The sequence below is a fragment of the Streptomyces sp. NPDC029041 genome, from assembly GCF_040637515.1.
GTDB lineage: Bacteria > Actinomycetota > Actinomycetes > Streptomycetales > Streptomycetaceae > Streptomyces.
This window is the reverse complement of record NZ_JBEZWO010000008.1, coordinates 195,382-210,321: the sequence shown is the minus strand read 5'-3', so window position 1 is coordinate 210,321 and position 14,940 is coordinate 195,382. Positions and strand designations below refer to the sequence as shown.

Annotated in this window: 15 protein-coding genes; 8 read left to right on the top strand and 7 right to left on the bottom strand. The window is 74.8% G+C overall.

The window, feature by feature from the left end; translation table 11 throughout:
- Positions 1 to 165: 165 nt before the first annotated feature.
- Genes AB0F04_RS22225 through AB0F04_RS22215 form a run of 3 tightly spaced genes read left to right on the top strand, consistent with a single transcriptional unit; the run spans position 166 to position 4,201 of the window.
- On the top strand, positions 166 to 2,370 hold the full coding sequence (locus AB0F04_RS22225; RefSeq protein ID WP_362043761.1) for an MMPL family transporter: 2,205 nt from the start codon (positions 166 to 168) through the stop codon (positions 2,368 to 2,370).
- 5 nt (positions 2,371 to 2,375) lie between these two features.
- Complete coding sequence (locus AB0F04_RS22220; protein WP_362043759.1) at positions 2,376 to 3,566, top strand: sensor histidine kinase; 1,191 nt, start codon at positions 2,376 to 2,378, stop codon at positions 3,564 to 3,566.
- Entirely contained in the window at positions 3,563 to 4,201 is a 639-nt protein-coding gene (locus tag AB0F04_RS22215; RefSeq protein ID WP_362043757.1) for a response regulator transcription factor, read from the top strand. The genes AB0F04_RS22220 and AB0F04_RS22215 overlap by 4 nt, the downstream gene beginning before the upstream one ends.
- 5 nt (positions 4,202 to 4,206) lie before the next feature.
- On the opposite strand, the gene AB0F04_RS22210 is transcribed toward AB0F04_RS22215, so the two are convergent.
- The 3 genes from AB0F04_RS22210 to AB0F04_RS22200 all read right to left on the bottom strand — a co-directional run bounded on the left by AB0F04_RS22210 (position 4,207) and on the right by AB0F04_RS22200 (position 8,334).
- A complete protein-coding gene (locus AB0F04_RS22210; protein ID WP_362043756.1) occupies positions 4,207 to 5,640 on the bottom strand; it encodes a VWA-like domain-containing protein in 1,434 nt (477 codons plus the stop codon).
- Entirely contained in the window at positions 5,637 to 6,878 is a 1,242-nt protein-coding gene (locus AB0F04_RS22205; protein ID WP_362043754.1) for a MoxR family ATPase, read from the bottom strand. Before AB0F04_RS22205 ends, AB0F04_RS22210 begins: the two co-directional genes overlap by 4 nt.
- Positions 6,879 to 6,984: 106 nt before the next feature.
- Entirely contained in the window at positions 6,985 to 8,334 is a 1,350-nt protein-coding gene (locus AB0F04_RS22200; protein ID WP_362043752.1) for a hypothetical protein, read from the bottom strand.
- Between the two features lie 224 nt (positions 8,335 to 8,558).
- Here AB0F04_RS22200 and AB0F04_RS22195 point away from each other — a divergent pair, with 224 nt between their 5' ends.
- Genes AB0F04_RS22195 through AB0F04_RS22180 form a run of 4 tightly spaced genes read left to right on the top strand, consistent with a single transcriptional unit; the run spans position 8,559 to position 10,615 of the window.
- On the top strand, positions 8,559 to 8,963 hold the full coding sequence (locus AB0F04_RS22195; protein WP_362043750.1) for a sortase-dependent protein: 405 nt from the start codon (positions 8,559 to 8,561) through the stop codon (positions 8,961 to 8,963).
- Positions 8,960 to 9,619, top strand: a complete 660-nt coding sequence (locus AB0F04_RS22190) for a class F sortase (protein ID WP_362043748.1) — start codon at positions 8,960 to 8,962, stop codon at positions 9,617 to 9,619. Before AB0F04_RS22195 ends, AB0F04_RS22190 begins: the two co-directional genes overlap by 4 nt.
- Entirely contained in the window at positions 9,616 to 10,107 is a 492-nt protein-coding gene (locus tag AB0F04_RS22185; RefSeq protein WP_362043746.1) for an RNA polymerase sigma factor, read from the top strand. The genes AB0F04_RS22190 and AB0F04_RS22185 overlap by 4 nt, the downstream gene beginning before the upstream one ends.
- Positions 10,091 to 10,615, top strand: a complete 525-nt coding sequence (locus tag AB0F04_RS22180) for a hypothetical protein (RefSeq protein WP_362043744.1) — start codon at positions 10,091 to 10,093, stop codon at positions 10,613 to 10,615. The genes AB0F04_RS22185 and AB0F04_RS22180 overlap by 17 nt, the downstream gene beginning before the upstream one ends.
- A 21-nt stretch (positions 10,616 to 10,636) precedes the next feature.
- Here AB0F04_RS22180 and AB0F04_RS22175 read toward each other — a convergent pair whose 3' ends face one another.
- The gene (locus AB0F04_RS22175) at positions 10,637 to 11,611 is read right to left on the bottom strand and encodes a cytochrome c oxidase assembly protein (protein WP_362044271.1); all 975 of its coding nucleotides are present in this window, start codon (positions 11,609 to 11,611) and stop codon (positions 10,637 to 10,639) included.
- A 321-nt stretch (positions 11,612 to 11,932) separates the two neighbouring features.
- On the opposite strand from AB0F04_RS22175, the gene AB0F04_RS22170 reads away from it, so the two are divergent.
- Entirely contained in the window at positions 11,933 to 12,784 is an 852-nt protein-coding gene (locus AB0F04_RS22170; protein ID WP_362043742.1) for a putative RNA methyltransferase, read from the top strand.
- On the opposite strand, the gene AB0F04_RS22165 is transcribed toward AB0F04_RS22170, so the two are convergent.
- From AB0F04_RS22165 to bla, 3 genes are read right to left on the bottom strand one after another with little or no spacing between them, the layout of a single operon-like run.
- Positions 12,778 to 13,452 (bottom strand): DUF4328 domain-containing protein, encoded by a 675-nt coding sequence (locus AB0F04_RS22165; protein WP_362043740.1) that lies wholly within the window; start codon positions 13,450 to 13,452, stop codon positions 12,778 to 12,780. The two genes, AB0F04_RS22170 and AB0F04_RS22165, sit on opposite strands and share 7 nt — an antisense overlap.
- A gap of 4 nt (positions 13,453 to 13,456) precedes the next feature.
- A complete protein-coding gene (locus AB0F04_RS22160; protein WP_362043738.1) occupies positions 13,457 to 13,819 on the bottom strand; it encodes a DUF952 domain-containing protein in 363 nt (120 codons plus the stop codon).
- Positions 13,816 to 14,787 carry a class A beta-lactamase gene (gene bla / locus AB0F04_RS22155; protein WP_362043736.1) on the bottom strand — a complete coding sequence of 324 codons (972 nt, stop codon included), beginning with the start codon at positions 14,785 to 14,787 and terminating at the stop codon, positions 13,816 to 13,818. The genes AB0F04_RS22160 and bla overlap by 4 nt, the downstream gene beginning before the upstream one ends.
- Positions 14,788 to 14,940 lie beyond the last annotated feature (153 nt).

The window sequence follows — 14,940 nt, the reverse complement described above, 5'->3', positions numbered from 1 at the left end:
GGCCGACCAGGGAGCGACCGGCCTCGCGGCACCTTTCCATCAGCCGGGCTGACCCCCGGCCGGGGTGGGGGACACCCCCTGGGCCCGGGTCCACCGAACGGTGGACGGCAGGTTCAACCGACTGCCTCTGTCCGGCAACTGTCCTGTTCAGCAACGCTTTCAGGCATGAATCCACTGACTGTGCGCGTGGCGCGCTGGAGTGCGCGACATCCGTGGCGGGCGATCGTCGGCTGGCTGGTGTTCGTGGTGCTGTGCCTGGGGGCCGGCAGCGCCGTCGGCATCAACAGCGCGAAGACGGCGGACTACCGGGTCGGTGAGGCCGGCCGGGCCGAGACCCTCGCGGCCGAGGCCCGGCTGGAACGCCGGTCCGCCGAACAGGTGCTGATCTCCGCCCGTTCGGGCGGTGCCCTGCACCAGGCCACCGCCCGGGCCGCCGCCAAGGACCTGACCGACCGGATGCGGCGGCTGCCCGAAGTGGCGGGCGTGGCGGACCCGTTGCTGTCCGGTGACCGGCGGACCCTGATGGTCGAGGTGACGCTGAAGGGCGAGGAGCGCGACGCCAAGGACAAGGTCGACGCGCTGCTGGCGCAGACGGCGGCGGTGCAGAAGAGCCACCCCGGGCTGCTGCTGGAGGAGACCGGAAGTCCCTCCGTCAGCAAGGGCGTCGACCAGCAGCGCAGTGACGACCTGGCGCTGTCCGAGGCGATCACCCTGCCCGTCACCCTCCTCACCCTGCTGGTCGTGTTCGGGTCGGTGACCATGGCCGGGGTGCCGTTGCTGCTGGCGCTGTCGTCGATCGCGGCGGCAGTCGGCCTCTCGATGGTCGTCTCGCACGTGTCGCCCGACGCCGGGGTCGGGACGAACGTCATCCTGATGATCGGCCTCGCGGTCGGCGTCGACTACACGCTCTTCTACCTCAAGCGCGAACGGGAGGAACGGGCCCGCTCCGGCGGCCGGCTGTCCTCCGAGGCCCTGGTGGAGCTGGCCGCGGCGACCTCGGGGCGGGCGGTCGTGGTCTCCGGGTTCGCGGTGGTCGCCTCCACGGCCACGCTGTACCTGGCCTCCGACGTGATCTTCTCGTCCCTCGCGACCGGCACCATCGTGGTCGTCCTGGTGGCGGTGGCCAGTTCGCTGACGGCCCTGCCCGCGCTGCTGGTGAAGCTGGGGCGGCGGGCGGAGCGCCGGGCATCGCGGCGGGCGCAGCGGGGGAAGCCCGTCCGCAGGGGGCGGGGCCAGGGTGGCGGCGGCCGGATGTGGAACGCGCTGCTGCGACCCGCGGCCCGGCATCCCCTGGCCACCCTGTGCGTATCGGTCATGGCGCTGCTGGCGCCGGTCCTCCCGCTGGCCGGGCTGAAGATCACCGAGATGAGCCGGGACACGCACTCCCGCGAGATCCCCGCGATGCGGGTGTACGACCGGCTGAACGAGGCGTTCCCCGAGCAGCGGGTGACCCACCAGGTCGTCGTGCGGGCAGAGGCCTCGCGGTCGGCGGAGGTGACCGCAGCTCTGCGGGAGGTGGCCCGGCGGGCGGAGGCCGACCCGCTGTTCACCGGGGCGTCGCGGATCCGGACGTCGGCCGACGACCGCACCGGCACCCTCGAACTGAAGGTGCCCTACCTCGGCAACTCCGACGAGGCGTACGACTCCCTCGACCGGCTGCGGGACGACTTCCTGCCCGCCACCGTCGGCCGGATCAGCGGCGCCGAGTACGGCGTGAGCGGCGACGTCGCCCGCTACGCCGACTATCCCGCCCACCAGAACGGAAAACTGCCGCTGGTGCTCGGCGCGTTGCTGCTGGTGACGTTCGCCATGACCGTGTACGCCTTCCGCTCGGTGGTCCTCGGGCTGCTCGGCGTCGCCCTGAACCTGCTGTCCGCGGCGGCGGCGCTCGGGCTGCTCGTGCTGGTCTTCCAGGGGACGTGGGCGGAGGGCCTGCTGGGCTTCGAGTCCACCGGGTCGATCGGGTCGCGCGTGCCGCTGTTCCTCTTCGTGATCCTGTTCGGGCTGTCGATGGACTACCAGGTGTTCGTGGTGAGCCGGATCCGGGAGGCCGTACTCGCGGGTGTGCCGACACGGCAGGCCGTGCTGGACGGGATCCGGTCCTCGGCGAGCGTGGTGACCAGCGCCGCGGCCGTGATGACGACCGTGTTCGCCAGTTTCGTCTTCCTGCACATCATCGAGATGAAGCAGATCGGCTTCGTCCTGGCGGCGGCCGTGCTCATCGACGCGTTCGTGGTGCGCGTCATGGTCCTGCCGGCGGCGATGCTGCTGCTGGGCGAAGCCAGCTGGTGGCCGTCGCGGGCGGCACGGCGGGTGGTGTCCGCTCCGGAGAAAAGGCGCCCCTCCCACGCGGCGGCCGACGTACGTTGATCGGTATGACCGCTCTCGCCGGTTCCACCGCCGACGCCCTCTGGGCCGTCTCCCTGCGCCGCTGGAACGCGGTGTGCTGGATGCTGTTTGCCGTGATGGCCGTCGGGCTGGTCGCCATGAACCGGGCCGGCGGGAGCAAGTGCGCGGCGCTGGTCCTGCTCGGTGCCGTGGTGCTGTGCTACGGGGCCCTCGACCGCTTCCCGGCCAACCCCGTCGTACGGCCGCACGGGTACCTGTCGGTGCTGGTGGTGGCGCTGGGCGGGCTGGCGTATCTGCGCGGCAACTACGCGGCCCTGTTCATGGTGACGCTTCCGCACTACTGGATGTTCGGGCGGACGCCGAGGGCCGCGATGGTGTTCCTGGGGCTCGCCGCGGCAGCGACCCTGGCCGGGGGCGTGCTGCGGGACGACGGGTGGACGGTGGAGTTCTTCACCGAGACGCTCGTGTCCACGCTGCTCGTCGTCGCCGTCGGGGCGCTGATCGGGCTGTGGGCGCACTCCGTGGTCGCGCAGAGCGCCGAACGGGCCCGGCTGCTCGCGGAACTGGAGCAGACACAGGCCGAGTTGACCGAGGCGCACCAGCGCCAGGGCGCGGCGGACGAGCGGGAGCGGATGGCGCGGGACATCCACGACACCCTCGCGCAGGGCTTCGCCTCGATCATCGTGCTCGCCGAGGCGGCCCGGGCGGGGCTCGGCCCCGATCCGGCCCGCAGCGGCCGGCAGTTGCGGTCGATCGAGTCCACCGCCCGGGAGAACCTCGCCGAGGCGCGGGAGCTGGTCGGCTCGGGCCGGCGGCCGGACCAGACCGCGGCGGGCTCGGTGGCCCAGACCCTCCGCCGCACCCTGGACCGCTTCGCCGAGGACACCGGCCTCACCGTCGAGGCCGAGCTGGAGGACCTGGAGTGCGACCAGCAGACCAGGATCGCGCTGCTGCGCTGCACCCAGGAGTCCCTCGCCAACGTCCGCAAGCACGCCCGCGCCTCCACGGTCGGGGTGGTCCTGACCCGCCGGCCGTACGGGGTGGAGCTCGAGATCACCGACGACGGGGCCGGGTTCCTGGTGGAGGACTCGTCGGGCTTCGGTCTCGACGGCATGCGCAAACGAATGGCGGAGCTGGGCGGGAGGCTGACGGTGACGAGTTCGGTGGGGGACGGGACACGGGTGCTTGCGCTGATACCACTGGAGAGCGCGGCATGACGGACGGACCGCTGCGCATCATCGTCGTGGACGACCACACCGTCATGCGGGCCGGAGTGGTGGCCCTCCTCGCGTCCGGGACCGGCATCGAGATAGTCGGTGAGGCGGGTGACGGCCGGGCGGCCCTCGAACTCGTCGAACGGCACCAGCCCGATGTCGCCCTGGTCGACCTGCGGATGCCCGTCCTGGACGGCGTGGCCACCACCACCGAGATCGTGGCGCGTTTCCCCCGCACCAGGGTCCTGATCCTCACCACGTACGACACGGACGCCGAGATCGAGCGGGCGGTGGAGGCCGGGGCGATCGGCTACCTCCTGAAGGACACCACCCGTGAGCAACTGGCCGACTCGATCCACGCGGCGGCCCGCGGGGAGACGGTGCTGGCGCCCCGGGTCGCCGAACGCCTGGTCGCGCGGATGCGCCAGCCCGCCCAGGTTCCGCTCACGGCCCGCGAGTCGGACGTCCTGAACGCGGTCGCGGACGGCCTCACCAACGCCGAGATCGGCCGCCGCCTCGTCATCGCCGAGGCCACGGTCAAGACGCACCTGCTCCGCCTGTTCGCCAAACTCGACGTCAACGACCGGACGCGGGCGGTGGTGGTGGCGATGGAACGGGGCCTGCTGCAGCGGCCGTAGGGCCTTCAGGAGCCGATGTCCACCACCCGGGCCCATTCGGGGGGTGAGTCCGGGACGTACTCGGGGTTGGACTCGTCGTAGGCGTGGCTCTCGTACTGGCGCGGGAAGAGGCCGATCACCGTGCGGCACGGGGGCCGGGTGTCCGGCCAGGGGGTCTGGCCATCGGTCAGGACGACGATGACGTCCGGGGACGGGCGGGTGCGCAGGGCGCGGGTGAAGCCTGCCCGCAGGTCCGTGCCGCCGCCGCCCGTGAGCGCGATGCCCTCCTCACGGCACAGGCGGCGGGCGAGCCCGGCCGAGGCGTCGCAGGGCACGACCGTGACCAGGTCGCGACGGCCGCCCACGGCCCGGGCGATCGCGGCGACCTCCAGGAGCGCGCTGCCCAGTTCGGCGTCGCTGACCGAGCCGGAGGTGTCGATGACGACCGACACGCGGGGCGGGCGGCGGCGCAGGCTCGGCAGGACCGTGCCGGGCAGGGCGGTGGAACGCCGGGCGGGGCGGCCGTAGGTGTAGTCCTCGCCCGCACCGGGGCCGGACGCGGCCGAGCGGACCGCCGCGCCCAGCAGCTCCCGCCACGGCTGGGGCGGGTGGAAGGCCTCCTCGGCCCAGCGCCGCCAGTTCTTCGGGGCCCTGCCGGGGCGGCCGGTGATGCCCTGCGCGACCCGGAAGCGGACCGCGTCGCGCTCCTGCTCGCTCAGGCCGTGCGCACCGTCCGCGCCCAGTTCCCACTCCCGGTCCAGGCCGTCGGCGCCGCTGCCGCAGTCCAGCCAGGCCAGGTCCTGCATCCTCGGACCCACGGTGAACTGCCGCAGGTACTCCTCCATCAACTCACCCTCGGCCAGGCCGAGATCGCCCGGTTCGACGATGCCGTCGGGGCGGGTCAGGCCGTCGCCGTAGACGTCGTCGTTGATCTCGAAGTCGGCGGCGATGTTCATCCGCAGCCGCTCCCCCGGGCCGTACAGACCCCGCTCCTTGGCGACCCGGTCGCTGCGCCCGTGATGGTCGCGCAGCAGGTGCGACACCTCGTGCACCCACACGCCCGCCAGTTCCTCGACGGGCGTACGGTCCACGAACCCCGGCGACACGTAGCACCGCCAGTACCGGTCGACGCCCATCGTCGGCACGCGCCGCGACTCCACGACGTGCAGGGCGAAGAGGGCGGTCGCGAGGTAGGGACGGACGCGGGCGGCGTGCAGCCGGGCCGTGAACAGCTTGTCCCGGTCGAGAGTTCCGGACGCGGGCCCGGGGATGGTCTCGCGGGCGGTCCCGGGTCCGCCCGCCCTCACCGGCCCGCCGTCGCCGCGACCGGGTCCGCCGTCGGCCGTCGCCACCGGCCCGCCCTGGCCGCGACCGGGTCCGGGTCCGGGTCCGCCCGGGGGCGTCGTCAGCGGCCCGCCCTCGCCCGAGCCGTGCCCACCGCCGTTCGTCGTCGTCTTCATCGCCCCGCCTTCGCCGCGGCCGCGACCGCGGCCGTCGTGCGGTCCGCCCTGCGGGACAGGGTCACCACTCCGGCCAGACGCTCGATCGACGCCGGGACGTCCCAGTCGTCGCGGCGCAGGGACGCGAGGGTGGTCGCGGGGACGACCAGCACGTCCGGCGGGCCGGTTTCCAGGGCCTTGACCAGGAGCGTCCAGGCGGCGTCCCAGCGGGGCCGCTCCGGGCGGTTGCGTACCGCCGCCACGACCCCGTCCAGCGCGGCCTGCCGCAGATCCCCGCGCTCGGGCAGCACCGCACCGGCCGGGTCGGCCAGCAGCGCCTCGGGGTCCGGGAGGTCCATCCGGTCCAGGCTCGCCAGGAGTTCGAGGCCGGGCCCGTCCCCGACCGTGCCCCTGACCAGGAGTGAGAGGACGTCACGTGAGGAGCCGGCCGCGGTCGCGAAGGCGATCAGATGCAGCGTCATCTCCCAGCTGCGCGGGGACGGCCAGGGCCCGCCCCGGCGCGTCTCGCCGCTGGGCAGCCGGTGCGCGAGGGCGGGACGGGCGGCCAGCAGCCCGCACACCGCACGGCGGGCGAACTCCACGGCCTCCGGCAGCTTCTCCGGGTCGAGCCGGGGCAGGGTCGCCCGCGGCCAGATCCCGCCCAGGCCGCGGACGACGACGTCGGTGTCGTGCGTCCACTGCAGGTGGACGAAGCGGTTGGCGAGCGGCGGGCTCAGTTCCCAGCCGTCGGCGGCCGAGGAGCGCGGGTTGGCGGCGGCCACGATCCGTACGCCCGGCGGCAGCCGCAGCGCGCCGATCCGCCGCTCCAGCACGAGCCGGAGCAGGGCGGCCTGCACGGCGGGCGGCGCGGTGGACAACTCGTCGAGGAACAGCAGCCCCCGCCCGGCCCGCACCAGCCGTACGGCCCAGTCCGGCGGGGCCAGCGGCACGCCCTGCTCGGCCGGGTCGTCGCCGACGATCGGCAGCCCCGAGAAGTCGGACGGCTCGTGCACGCTGGCGATCACCGTGGTCAGCGGCAGGTCCAGGGCCGTGGCGAGCTGGTTCAGGGCCGCGGTCTTGCCGATGCCCGGTTCGCCCCACAGCAGCACGGGCAGGTCGGCGGCCACGGCCAGGGTGAGGGCCTCCAGTTGGCTGTCGGGGCGCGGTTCGGTCGTGGTGTCCCGCAGCAGGGCCAGCAGGTCGCCGGCCACGTCGAGCTGGTCGGCGGTGTCGGACAGGGACGAGGTGTGAGTGCGCATGTGTGATCACCAGTTGCCGGTGGTGGGCCGTCTCGGTGGAGCGAAGAGCAGTCGTGGGCAGGGCGGTCGACCCCGGTCGGGTCAGGTCGGGTCGGAGCGGGGTGCGTCACATGTGGCGTGGGTGCGGGCCGTCGTCGCGGGAGCGGCGGCGGTCCCAGGGGCGCAGGCTGCCGGGCGAGGGACCCTCCAGTCCCGCCCGGAACAGCCCGTGGGCGATGCGCCGCCGCGCGGCCGTCTCCAGCACGTCCCGCAGCGGCCCGTCGCGCAGCACCGCCTCCGGGCCGAGCAGGCTCTCGACCGCGGCGAGCGCCCCGGCGGTGTCGCCGTGGTGGAGGCGTTCGCGGACGCCGGGAAGGCACTCGGGCCTGCGGTGTGCGTCGTCGACGGCCCGCAGACAGGGCAGCGGGGGTCCGCCGAACGCGGCGAGCAGTTCCTCCCGCCGGACCTCGGCCGGGTCGTGGTCGAGGGCGGCCAGGACACCGTCGACCAGCCCGATCCGGTGCCGGGCGCCGCGGCATTCCACCACCCGTGGATCACCCGCCCGCTCCGGCACCGGCCGGGTGCCGGACCGCTGCGCGCCCAACGCCGAGGCGACCAGCGGGTGCAGGCACCCGGGGTCGATCGCCCCGGCCCGCAGCAGGTCGAGGTCGGGCAGCACCCAGGTCGCCGCGTCGGGCAGCACGGGCAGCGAGGGGTCGGGGGCGCGTGCGTACGACAGGGCGGTCCGCTCGCCGCCGTCGGAGACGTCGAGGACGACGCGGTGCCGTGCCCCGAGCCGTACGCCGACCCTGCCGCCGGACCGGCCCTCGGCCCGCAGCAGGATCGCCGCCTCGGCCGCCCACCGGTCCACGGCACACCGCTTACCGTCGGGCAACGGCCCGGCAGGCGGCGGCCCGGCGGTTTCCGGGAGCGGACCGCCGTCGCCGGCCCGCTCCCGCAGTTCACCGGTCCGGCGCGCGTCCCACAGATGACGGTGCAGGTCGAGCCGGAAGCGCCGGCTGGGCCGGGGGTGCGGATGCCGCCGGTCTCTCTCGTGCCTGCGGGAGGCGTCCCACAGGGCGAGGCTGATCCGCTGCCCGGCGTCCGCCCAGGCGGGCGGCGTCCGCGCCACGAGATGCAGCGCTTCCGTGCCCGTGCCGTACCGGGCGAGGGTCAGGGTCAGGCCCGGCCGCAGCAGCCCGTCGGGAGCTACCCGAGGCATGTGCCAGCGCAGCAGGTCGGGAGCGAGGTGGCGGAGGTCTGCGCGGAGCAGGGCGGCGAACTCACTGCCGTGGCGTCGCGCGAGGAGACGGGGCCGGAGGTCGACGTCGACGTTCGCGGCGGCGCAGGCACCGGCCCAGTCACCGGCACGGCGGCGCGCCGTCGCGGTCTCGATCATGGAGGGCGGCACGGCGAACTCGCGCACGCGCGGCCAGAAGGAAAGCGGGACGTTCCCGTTCGCGAGGTCGGTGAGCATCAGCACTCACCTTGCGCGGACGGGTCCCCCAATCTGTTCATGGAGTGAGTGGTCATCGCGTCGGATGCTAGCGGCCCCGACTCCCGGGCGCAGCCGGGTATTCCGGAGCCACCGCGACGACTTTGCCATCTCTTTACAACCCGGTCCGCCGCCGCCTCGTCTCTCCGCACGATCTGTCACCCAGCCCGCCGACCGTCGGGCGGACGACGAAGGAGTGCGATTCCATGCGCCGAACTGTCCTCAGCGCCCTGGCCCTCGCGGGCACCGCCGTACTGCTGGGCACGGGGCCCGCGTTCGCGGACGGGGCGACGACCCCGAGCCCGGTCCCGTCGGCCGCCTCACCCACCGCCGGGCCCGCGGAGAGCGCCGAACCGACCCGGGCGCCCGAACCGACCCGGGCGCCGGCCGAGGACGAGCCGACCCCGGCGCCGGCCGAGGACGAGCCGACCCGGGCGCACGACGACGGCCAGGTCTCCGTCCGGCCGAGCGGCGCGCCCGACACCGGTGTGACGGCGTCCCGGGACGCGGGGACGGGCGGCACGGCGATCGGCGCGGGCGCCGCCGCGGTGCTGGCCCTGGGCGGCGGCACCGTCCTCGTCGTACGCCGCCGCCGGGCGACCGGGGCGTGAGCCCGTTCTCCAGGCGCGTGTTCACGGCCGGGGCTCTGGCGTCCCTGCTGACGGCGTGCGGCGGCCACGGAACCACCGGCCCCGAAGCCACCGGCCCCGACACCGCCGGTCACGACAGCACCGCGCGCCGGCCGGGCACCACCGCCGGGCCGGTGCCGGTCGACGGCGCACGCCCCCTGGCCCGTTCGGTCCCCGTCCGGCTCCTGATCCCGGCCATCGGCGTCGACACCCCGGTCATCCGGCTGGGGCTGGCGGCCGACGGCACGGTGCGGGTGCCGCCGGTGACGGACCACGACCGCGCGGGCTGGTACCGGCACTCGCCCACCCCCGGCGAGACCGGCCCGTCGGTGCTCCTCGGCCATGTCACGGTCGGCCCGTACGGTGACGGCGTCTTCCGTCACCTCGCCCGGCTGCACCGGGGCGACCGGATCGGGGCGCGCCTTGAGAACGGCACGACGGCGGAGTTCGCCGTCACGGCCGTGCGGACCGTCCCGAAAACCGACTTCCCGGCGGACGACGTCTACGGGAACGTGGACCGCCCCGAGCTGCGGCTGATCACGTGCGGCGGGGCACGCACCGGGGACGGCTACGCGGACAACGTGATCGTGTTCGCGGCGCTGAGCGGCGCGGACACCCCCACCCCTGGAGAGCGTTGAAACGGTCCCGAGAGAAGGCGGCTTCCGAGCTGTTCGCCGCTCTCTACCCGCGCCTCGCCGGCTGGTGCCGCCGGCTCGTCGACGACGACGGAACGGCCCACGAGATCGCCTCGGAGGCGTTCACCCGGCTCTGGGCCCGCTGGACGTCCGTCGCGGAACCGCGCGGGTTCCTCTACGTCACCGCGGCCAACCTGGTCCGGGACCACTGGCGCAAAATGGAGCGCGAGCGCCGGGCCCTGCACCGCGTCACCTCGGAGGCCGCCGTACGCCCGCCCGACGAGCAGAGCGACCCGTCCGTGCGGCTGCTCGTGCAGTCGCTGCCGGAACGACTGCGCGTCCCGATCCTCCTCCACTACTACGCTGACATGCCGATCCGGGAGGTGTCCGCGCTGACCGGGCGCAAGGAAGGCACCGTCAAGGCCGATCTGCACGCGGCCCGGGAACTGCTCCGCGTCCACCTGAGGAGAAGCCTTGACCACTCGTCTTGACGGCGACCCGGGCGACCCGGAGCACGCCCCCGACGACCCGCTCGCCGTGATCCTGCGCCCCTCCTCCTCCGACTACCTGGGTGCTCCCGCCGGCCAGTACCAGGCGATCCGCCGCCGTGCGGCCCGTCGCCGCCTGCTGCGCGGCGCGGCCGGGGCGGGCCTGTGCTGCGTCGCCGCGGCCCTCATCGCTCTCCCCCTGCGCCACACCGCGTCCGAGCACCCCCCGACCCCGACGATCCCGATGGCCCCGCCCACCACGAGGCCGGCGCCGGCCACCGACTCGGCACCTCCCACCCCCGTGCCGTCCCCGTCCGCCTCCCGCTCCCGGCCCTCGCCCCCGGGCACGGACGCCCCCCGCACGGCCAGGCCCGGCACGCCCACCCCCGAGGAGGCGACCGACCCGAGGGAGCCGTCCCGCGCCCCGTCGGCCACCCCCACGTCGGTCCGCCCCGTCCCGTCGGCGGCCCGGCCGGCCACGGACCGGGAGAGGGCGCCGGAGACCCGCTGACCGGCACCGGCCGGGCCCGGGTCAGTCCCCCGGCCGCTGCCGCCGCATCCGCTCCGCCACCTCGCCCGCTTCGGTCTCCCACCAGGGCCGGACCAGTTCGGCGGACCCCTCCGGGGTGGCCACGGACCCGAGTTCGCCGTCGAGACGCCGGTCCAGTACGGCCGTCCGGGCGCGCTCGTCACGCACCCACCGGACGAGGACCGCCAGCAGGAAGGGGACCGCGACCAGTTCGGCGATGCCCAGCATGGCGCCGCCGCCGAGCTGCTGGTCGTGGAGGACGTCGGGGGACCAGGGCGGCGCGTGGTGCAGGTACCAGGCGCCCGCGATCAGGGTGCCGTGCGTCATGATCACCAGTCCCGGGAGCGCGTCGACGACCCCGTCCAGGAAGACCAGGGCCGCCCGGACCGGGTGGGTGCACCAGGCGGGCAGGGCCTGCTCGCGGGACAGCACCGGCAGGACGAACAGGCAGCCGGCCGCCAGCAGATGGAGGTACATCAGCTCGTGCAGCCAGCCCACGCGCAGCGCCGTGGCGAAGTACGGCGTGAAGTAGAGGGTCAGTTCGGTGGCCGGCACCAGCGCCGTGCTGACGAGGGGGAACGTCAGCAGCCCGACCAGTCTGCCGGTCAGCACCCGCCGCAGCCGCGCCGCACCGCGCTCCGGCAGCGCCTCCACCGCGAGCCGCAGCGGGTCGCCCAGGGCGAGACCCAGCGGCGCGAGCAGGTCGAGTCCGACGTTCTGCACGGCGGCCGGCCAGAACAGTTCACGGTCGTAGACGGCCAGGCCGGACATCGTGGCCACGACGATCGCGCCCAGGCCGAGCAGCACGAACGCGGCGAGCCGCGCGGGCGGCCAGGCTCCGCCCCGCCCGCGCACCCGGACGACACCCCAGCCATAGAGCCCGCCCAGCACGCCGACGAGCAGCAGGGCGGGCACGTCCAACTGCCACGATCCCAGCAGCCGTCCGGGAGTCGCCTCCGGCAGGTACACAGCCGACAGTTCGCTCACGAGCGGACGATAGCCGCCGAAGTTCAGGGGGGCGGCGGCAGGGTGGACGAGCGCGCACGGCGACTCGTCATGACGTCCGAAAGCCTTGGTAGCCTGGCCGTATGGCACTTGCATACAACGCTCTGCCGCACTGCTTCCTCTGACGCCGCGGTGAGGACGGCGACGTGAGTCGGTCACGTCGCCGTCCTCGGCGTGCCCGCCCCCCTGCCGCCGGTTCACGGTGGCCGGCCGGCGCGCGCCGACGCCTCACCGTTCGCCGCCCGCACGCGACGCGCCGCCCCGCCGCGGCCACCGCGTAACGAGGAGCATCCCTTGCCTTCCGATCGTCTTCTGTCCGTCCTGACCTGCCCGCTGTGCCCGGCCGCCCTCGAACACACCGCCGGTGCCCTGCGGTGCGCGAGCCGGCACACCTTCGACATCGCCCGCCACGGATACGTCAGCCTGCTGACCGGCCACCGGCGGGCCCCGAGCGCCGACTCCCCCGGCATGGTCCGCAGCCGCGCCGCGTTCCTGGGCGCCGGGCACTACGGCCGGCTCGCCCGCACCCTCGCACGCCTCGCCGCGGAACTGGCCCCGCCCGACGGCGTCGTGCTGGACGCCGGGGCGGGCACCGGCCACTACCTCGCCGAGGTCCTCGACGTCCTGCCCCGGGCGCTGGGTGTGGGGCTGGACAGCTCCGTTCCCGCCCTGCGCGCGGCGGCCCGCGCGCACGCCCGTGCCGAGGCCGCCTGCTGGGACGTGTGGCGGCCGTGGCCGGTGCGCACGGGCAGCGCCGATCTCGTGCTCAACGTCTTCGCACCCCGCAACGGGCCCGAGTTCCACCGCGTCCTCGGCCCGGACGGGGCGCTGCTCGTCGTCACACCCACCGGACGGCACCTGCGCGAACTGCATGAGCCGGTCGGGCTGCTGGCGGTCGACCCGAGGAAGGAGGAGCGCCTGCGCCGGTCCCTGGACACCCGCTTCCGGCTCGATCGCACCGAGCCACTGGAGTACGCCATGCGTCTCACCCCCGGGGACGTCACCGGCCTGGTGGGCATGAGTCCGACGGCGCATCACCTCACCGCCGCGCAACGGGACGACCGTATCGGCCGGTTGCAGGCGCCCGTGTCGGTGACGGCCTCCTTCGCCGTGTCGGTGTTCCGGCCGCTGCGGGCCGCTCAGTAGCCCTTGCCGGCGATGTGCTCCCGCTGCGCCGTCGTGAGCGTGTGGACCATGAGGGCCGCTGCCCCGGCCGCGGCCACGATCACCAGATCGGCGGCGAGCAGGGGCAGAACACCGTGGTAGGCACGGGCGATGACCTCGTCCGTGTCGTCGGCGTAGATGATCCCGACGCCGCCTGCCAGGCCGGCCAGCCACAGGCCCCACCACCAGTTCACGACGGCGGGCAGCCGCCGCTCGGGGAAGACCGTGCGGTGGACGTCCGCGACGACGCCCCGGGGTATCCACAGGTTCACCACGGGCACGACCCAGCCGAACCACAGCCAGCCGTAGCCGTAGCGGGGGTTCGCGCCGGAGAGAGCCTTGGCGTTGTCGCGCACCCGGTCCAGCCAGAACAGGAACGCGATCGCGCAGACGGCCGTGACGCCGGCGCCCGCGGAGGAGACCAGATGGTAGGAGTCCTCCAGGGAGTTCAGCGGACGGTGCACCCCGCCGCCCTGGTCGGGCGGGCCGGACGCCGGCTCGCCCGCGACGGCGAGCCGGATGTGCCACACCGCCCGGACCAGCCAGGCGGCTCCGGCGAGGGCGAGGGCCACGACGGCGCAGCGGGCCGTTCCCCGGACGGGGCGCAGGCCGGGCGGAGGGTCATGGGGGGAAGACTTCTGTTCGATCACCTCGTCATCCTGTCGCACGCAGCTCGGCGGCCCTGCCCTCCTCGTCGAACCGCACCTGAAGGACGTGGTCGACGGCGTCCCGGTCGAGGGGGCCGAAGACGTGCGGGAACAGGACGTCACCGGAGACGCCGGGCGGCGGTGCGGGGGCCGCCGCCTCCCACTCGACCCGGGCGGTGAGCCGCGCCTCGTCGAGGGCGAGCACCAGCAGGGGCCCGGGCGCGTCCCGGTAGAAGGCGTTGACGACGGCCAGCGTGGTCGCCTCGTCCGGGGAGCAGTGCACGAAACCCTCCTCGGCGAGGGAGGCCGGCGCGTACGTCCGGCCGGTGGCGGTGGTCCAGACGGTGTGCGGTACGACGTGATAGATCATGACCCCGTTATAGACGGCGACGGCCGCCCCGGGAGCCCCAGGGCGGCCACGGTCCGCCGGGTCGCCTCGGCGATCAGGGCGTCCGAGGGCTCCGTTTCGGGTCCGGGCCGGTCGGTCATGACGGCCAGGACGAGCGGCGCGGTGCGCGGCGGGTGGACGACCGCGATGTCGTTGGCCCGGCCGTAGCGGCCCGTGCCGGTCTTGTCGGCCACCTTCCAGTCGCGCGGGAGCCCGGCCCGGATGCGGCGGGCGCCGACCCCGGTGGCGTTGCGCGAGAGCCAGTCCATGAGGAGCCGGCGTTCGCGGGCGGGCAGGGCGGTGCCCAGGAGCAGGGCGCGGAAGTCGGTGGCGATCGCCTGCGGGGTGGTGGTGTCGGCGGGGTCGTCCGGCGGCACGTCGTGCAGTTCGGGTTCGTAGTGGTCCATGCGGCTGACGGTGTCGCCGAGCCGGCGCAGGTAGGCGGTGAGCTTCGCCGGGCCGCCGATGTCCCGCATCAGGAGGTTGCCGGCCGTGCCGTCGCTGTGGCGGACCGCGGCGTCGCACAGCTCGCGCAGGGTCATCCCGCCCTTCACGTGCCTGCCGGTGACCGGCGCCGTGGAACGCAGGTCGGCCTCGGTGTAGGTGACGCGCCGGTCCAGGCCGCTCAGGGTGCGGTGGTGCAGGACGGCCGCCGCGGCCAGCGCCTTGAACGTCGAGCAGAACGCGAAGCGCTCACCTGCCCGGTGCACGACGGTGGCACCGGTGCCGGTCGCGAGGGCGTAGACGCCGACGCGGGCGCCGTACGCGCGCTCCAGGTCCGCCAGCCGGGGACGGTGGACCGGCGGCCTGCCCGACGGCGTGGTGGAGGGCGTTCGGCTCCTGCTCGCCTCGGCGACCGGCCGGTCGTCCGTACCGCAGGCGGCCAGCGGCAGCACCCCCACGGCGGCCAGGAGGGCACGACGGGACGGGTCGGTCTGGGCGGAGTGCATACGCGGTGCTCCTGTCACGGCGGCGGGCGGGGGGCGCTCCCACCACGGCGGGAGGCGGCGTGCTCCCGTCACGGCGGTCGGGCGGGGCGGGCTCCTGTCACAGCGGCGGGCGGGGCGGGCTCCTGTCACAGCGGCGGGCGGGGGCGCTCCCAC

What these genes read in the sequence shown, in the direction of transcription:
- AB0F04_RS22210 (WP_362043756.1), bottom strand. Translation starts at nt 5,640, where the DNA reads ATGAAGACGACGACGAACGGCGGTGGGCACGGCTCGGGCGAGGGCGGG.
- AB0F04_RS22215 (WP_362043757.1), top strand. Translation starts at nt 3,563, where the DNA reads ATGACGGACGGACCGCTGCGCATCATCGTCGTGGACGACCACACCGTC.
- AB0F04_RS22220 (WP_362043759.1), top strand. Translation starts at nt 2,376, where the DNA reads ATGACCGCTCTCGCCGGTTCCACCGCCGACGCCCTCTGGGCCGTCTCC.
- AB0F04_RS22200 (WP_362043752.1), bottom strand. Translation starts at nt 8,334, where the DNA reads ATGCTCACCGACCTCGCGAACGGGAACGTCCCGCTTTCCTTCTGGCCG.
- AB0F04_RS22160 (WP_362043738.1), bottom strand. Translation starts at nt 13,819, where the DNA reads ATGATCTATCACGTCGTACCGCACACCGTCTGGACCACCGCCACCGGC.
- AB0F04_RS22195 (WP_362043750.1), top strand. Translation starts at nt 8,559, where the DNA reads ATGCGCCGAACTGTCCTCAGCGCCCTGGCCCTCGCGGGCACCGCCGTA.
- bla (WP_362043736.1), bottom strand. Translation starts at nt 14,787, where the DNA reads ATGCACTCCGCCCAGACCGACCCGTCCCGTCGTGCCCTCCTGGCCGCC.
- AB0F04_RS22225 (WP_362043761.1), top strand. Translation starts at nt 166, where the DNA reads ATGAATCCACTGACTGTGCGCGTGGCGCGCTGGAGTGCGCGACATCCG.
- AB0F04_RS22205 (WP_362043754.1), bottom strand. Translation starts at nt 6,878, where the DNA reads ATGCGCACTCACACCTCGTCCCTGTCCGACACCGCCGACCAGCTCGAC.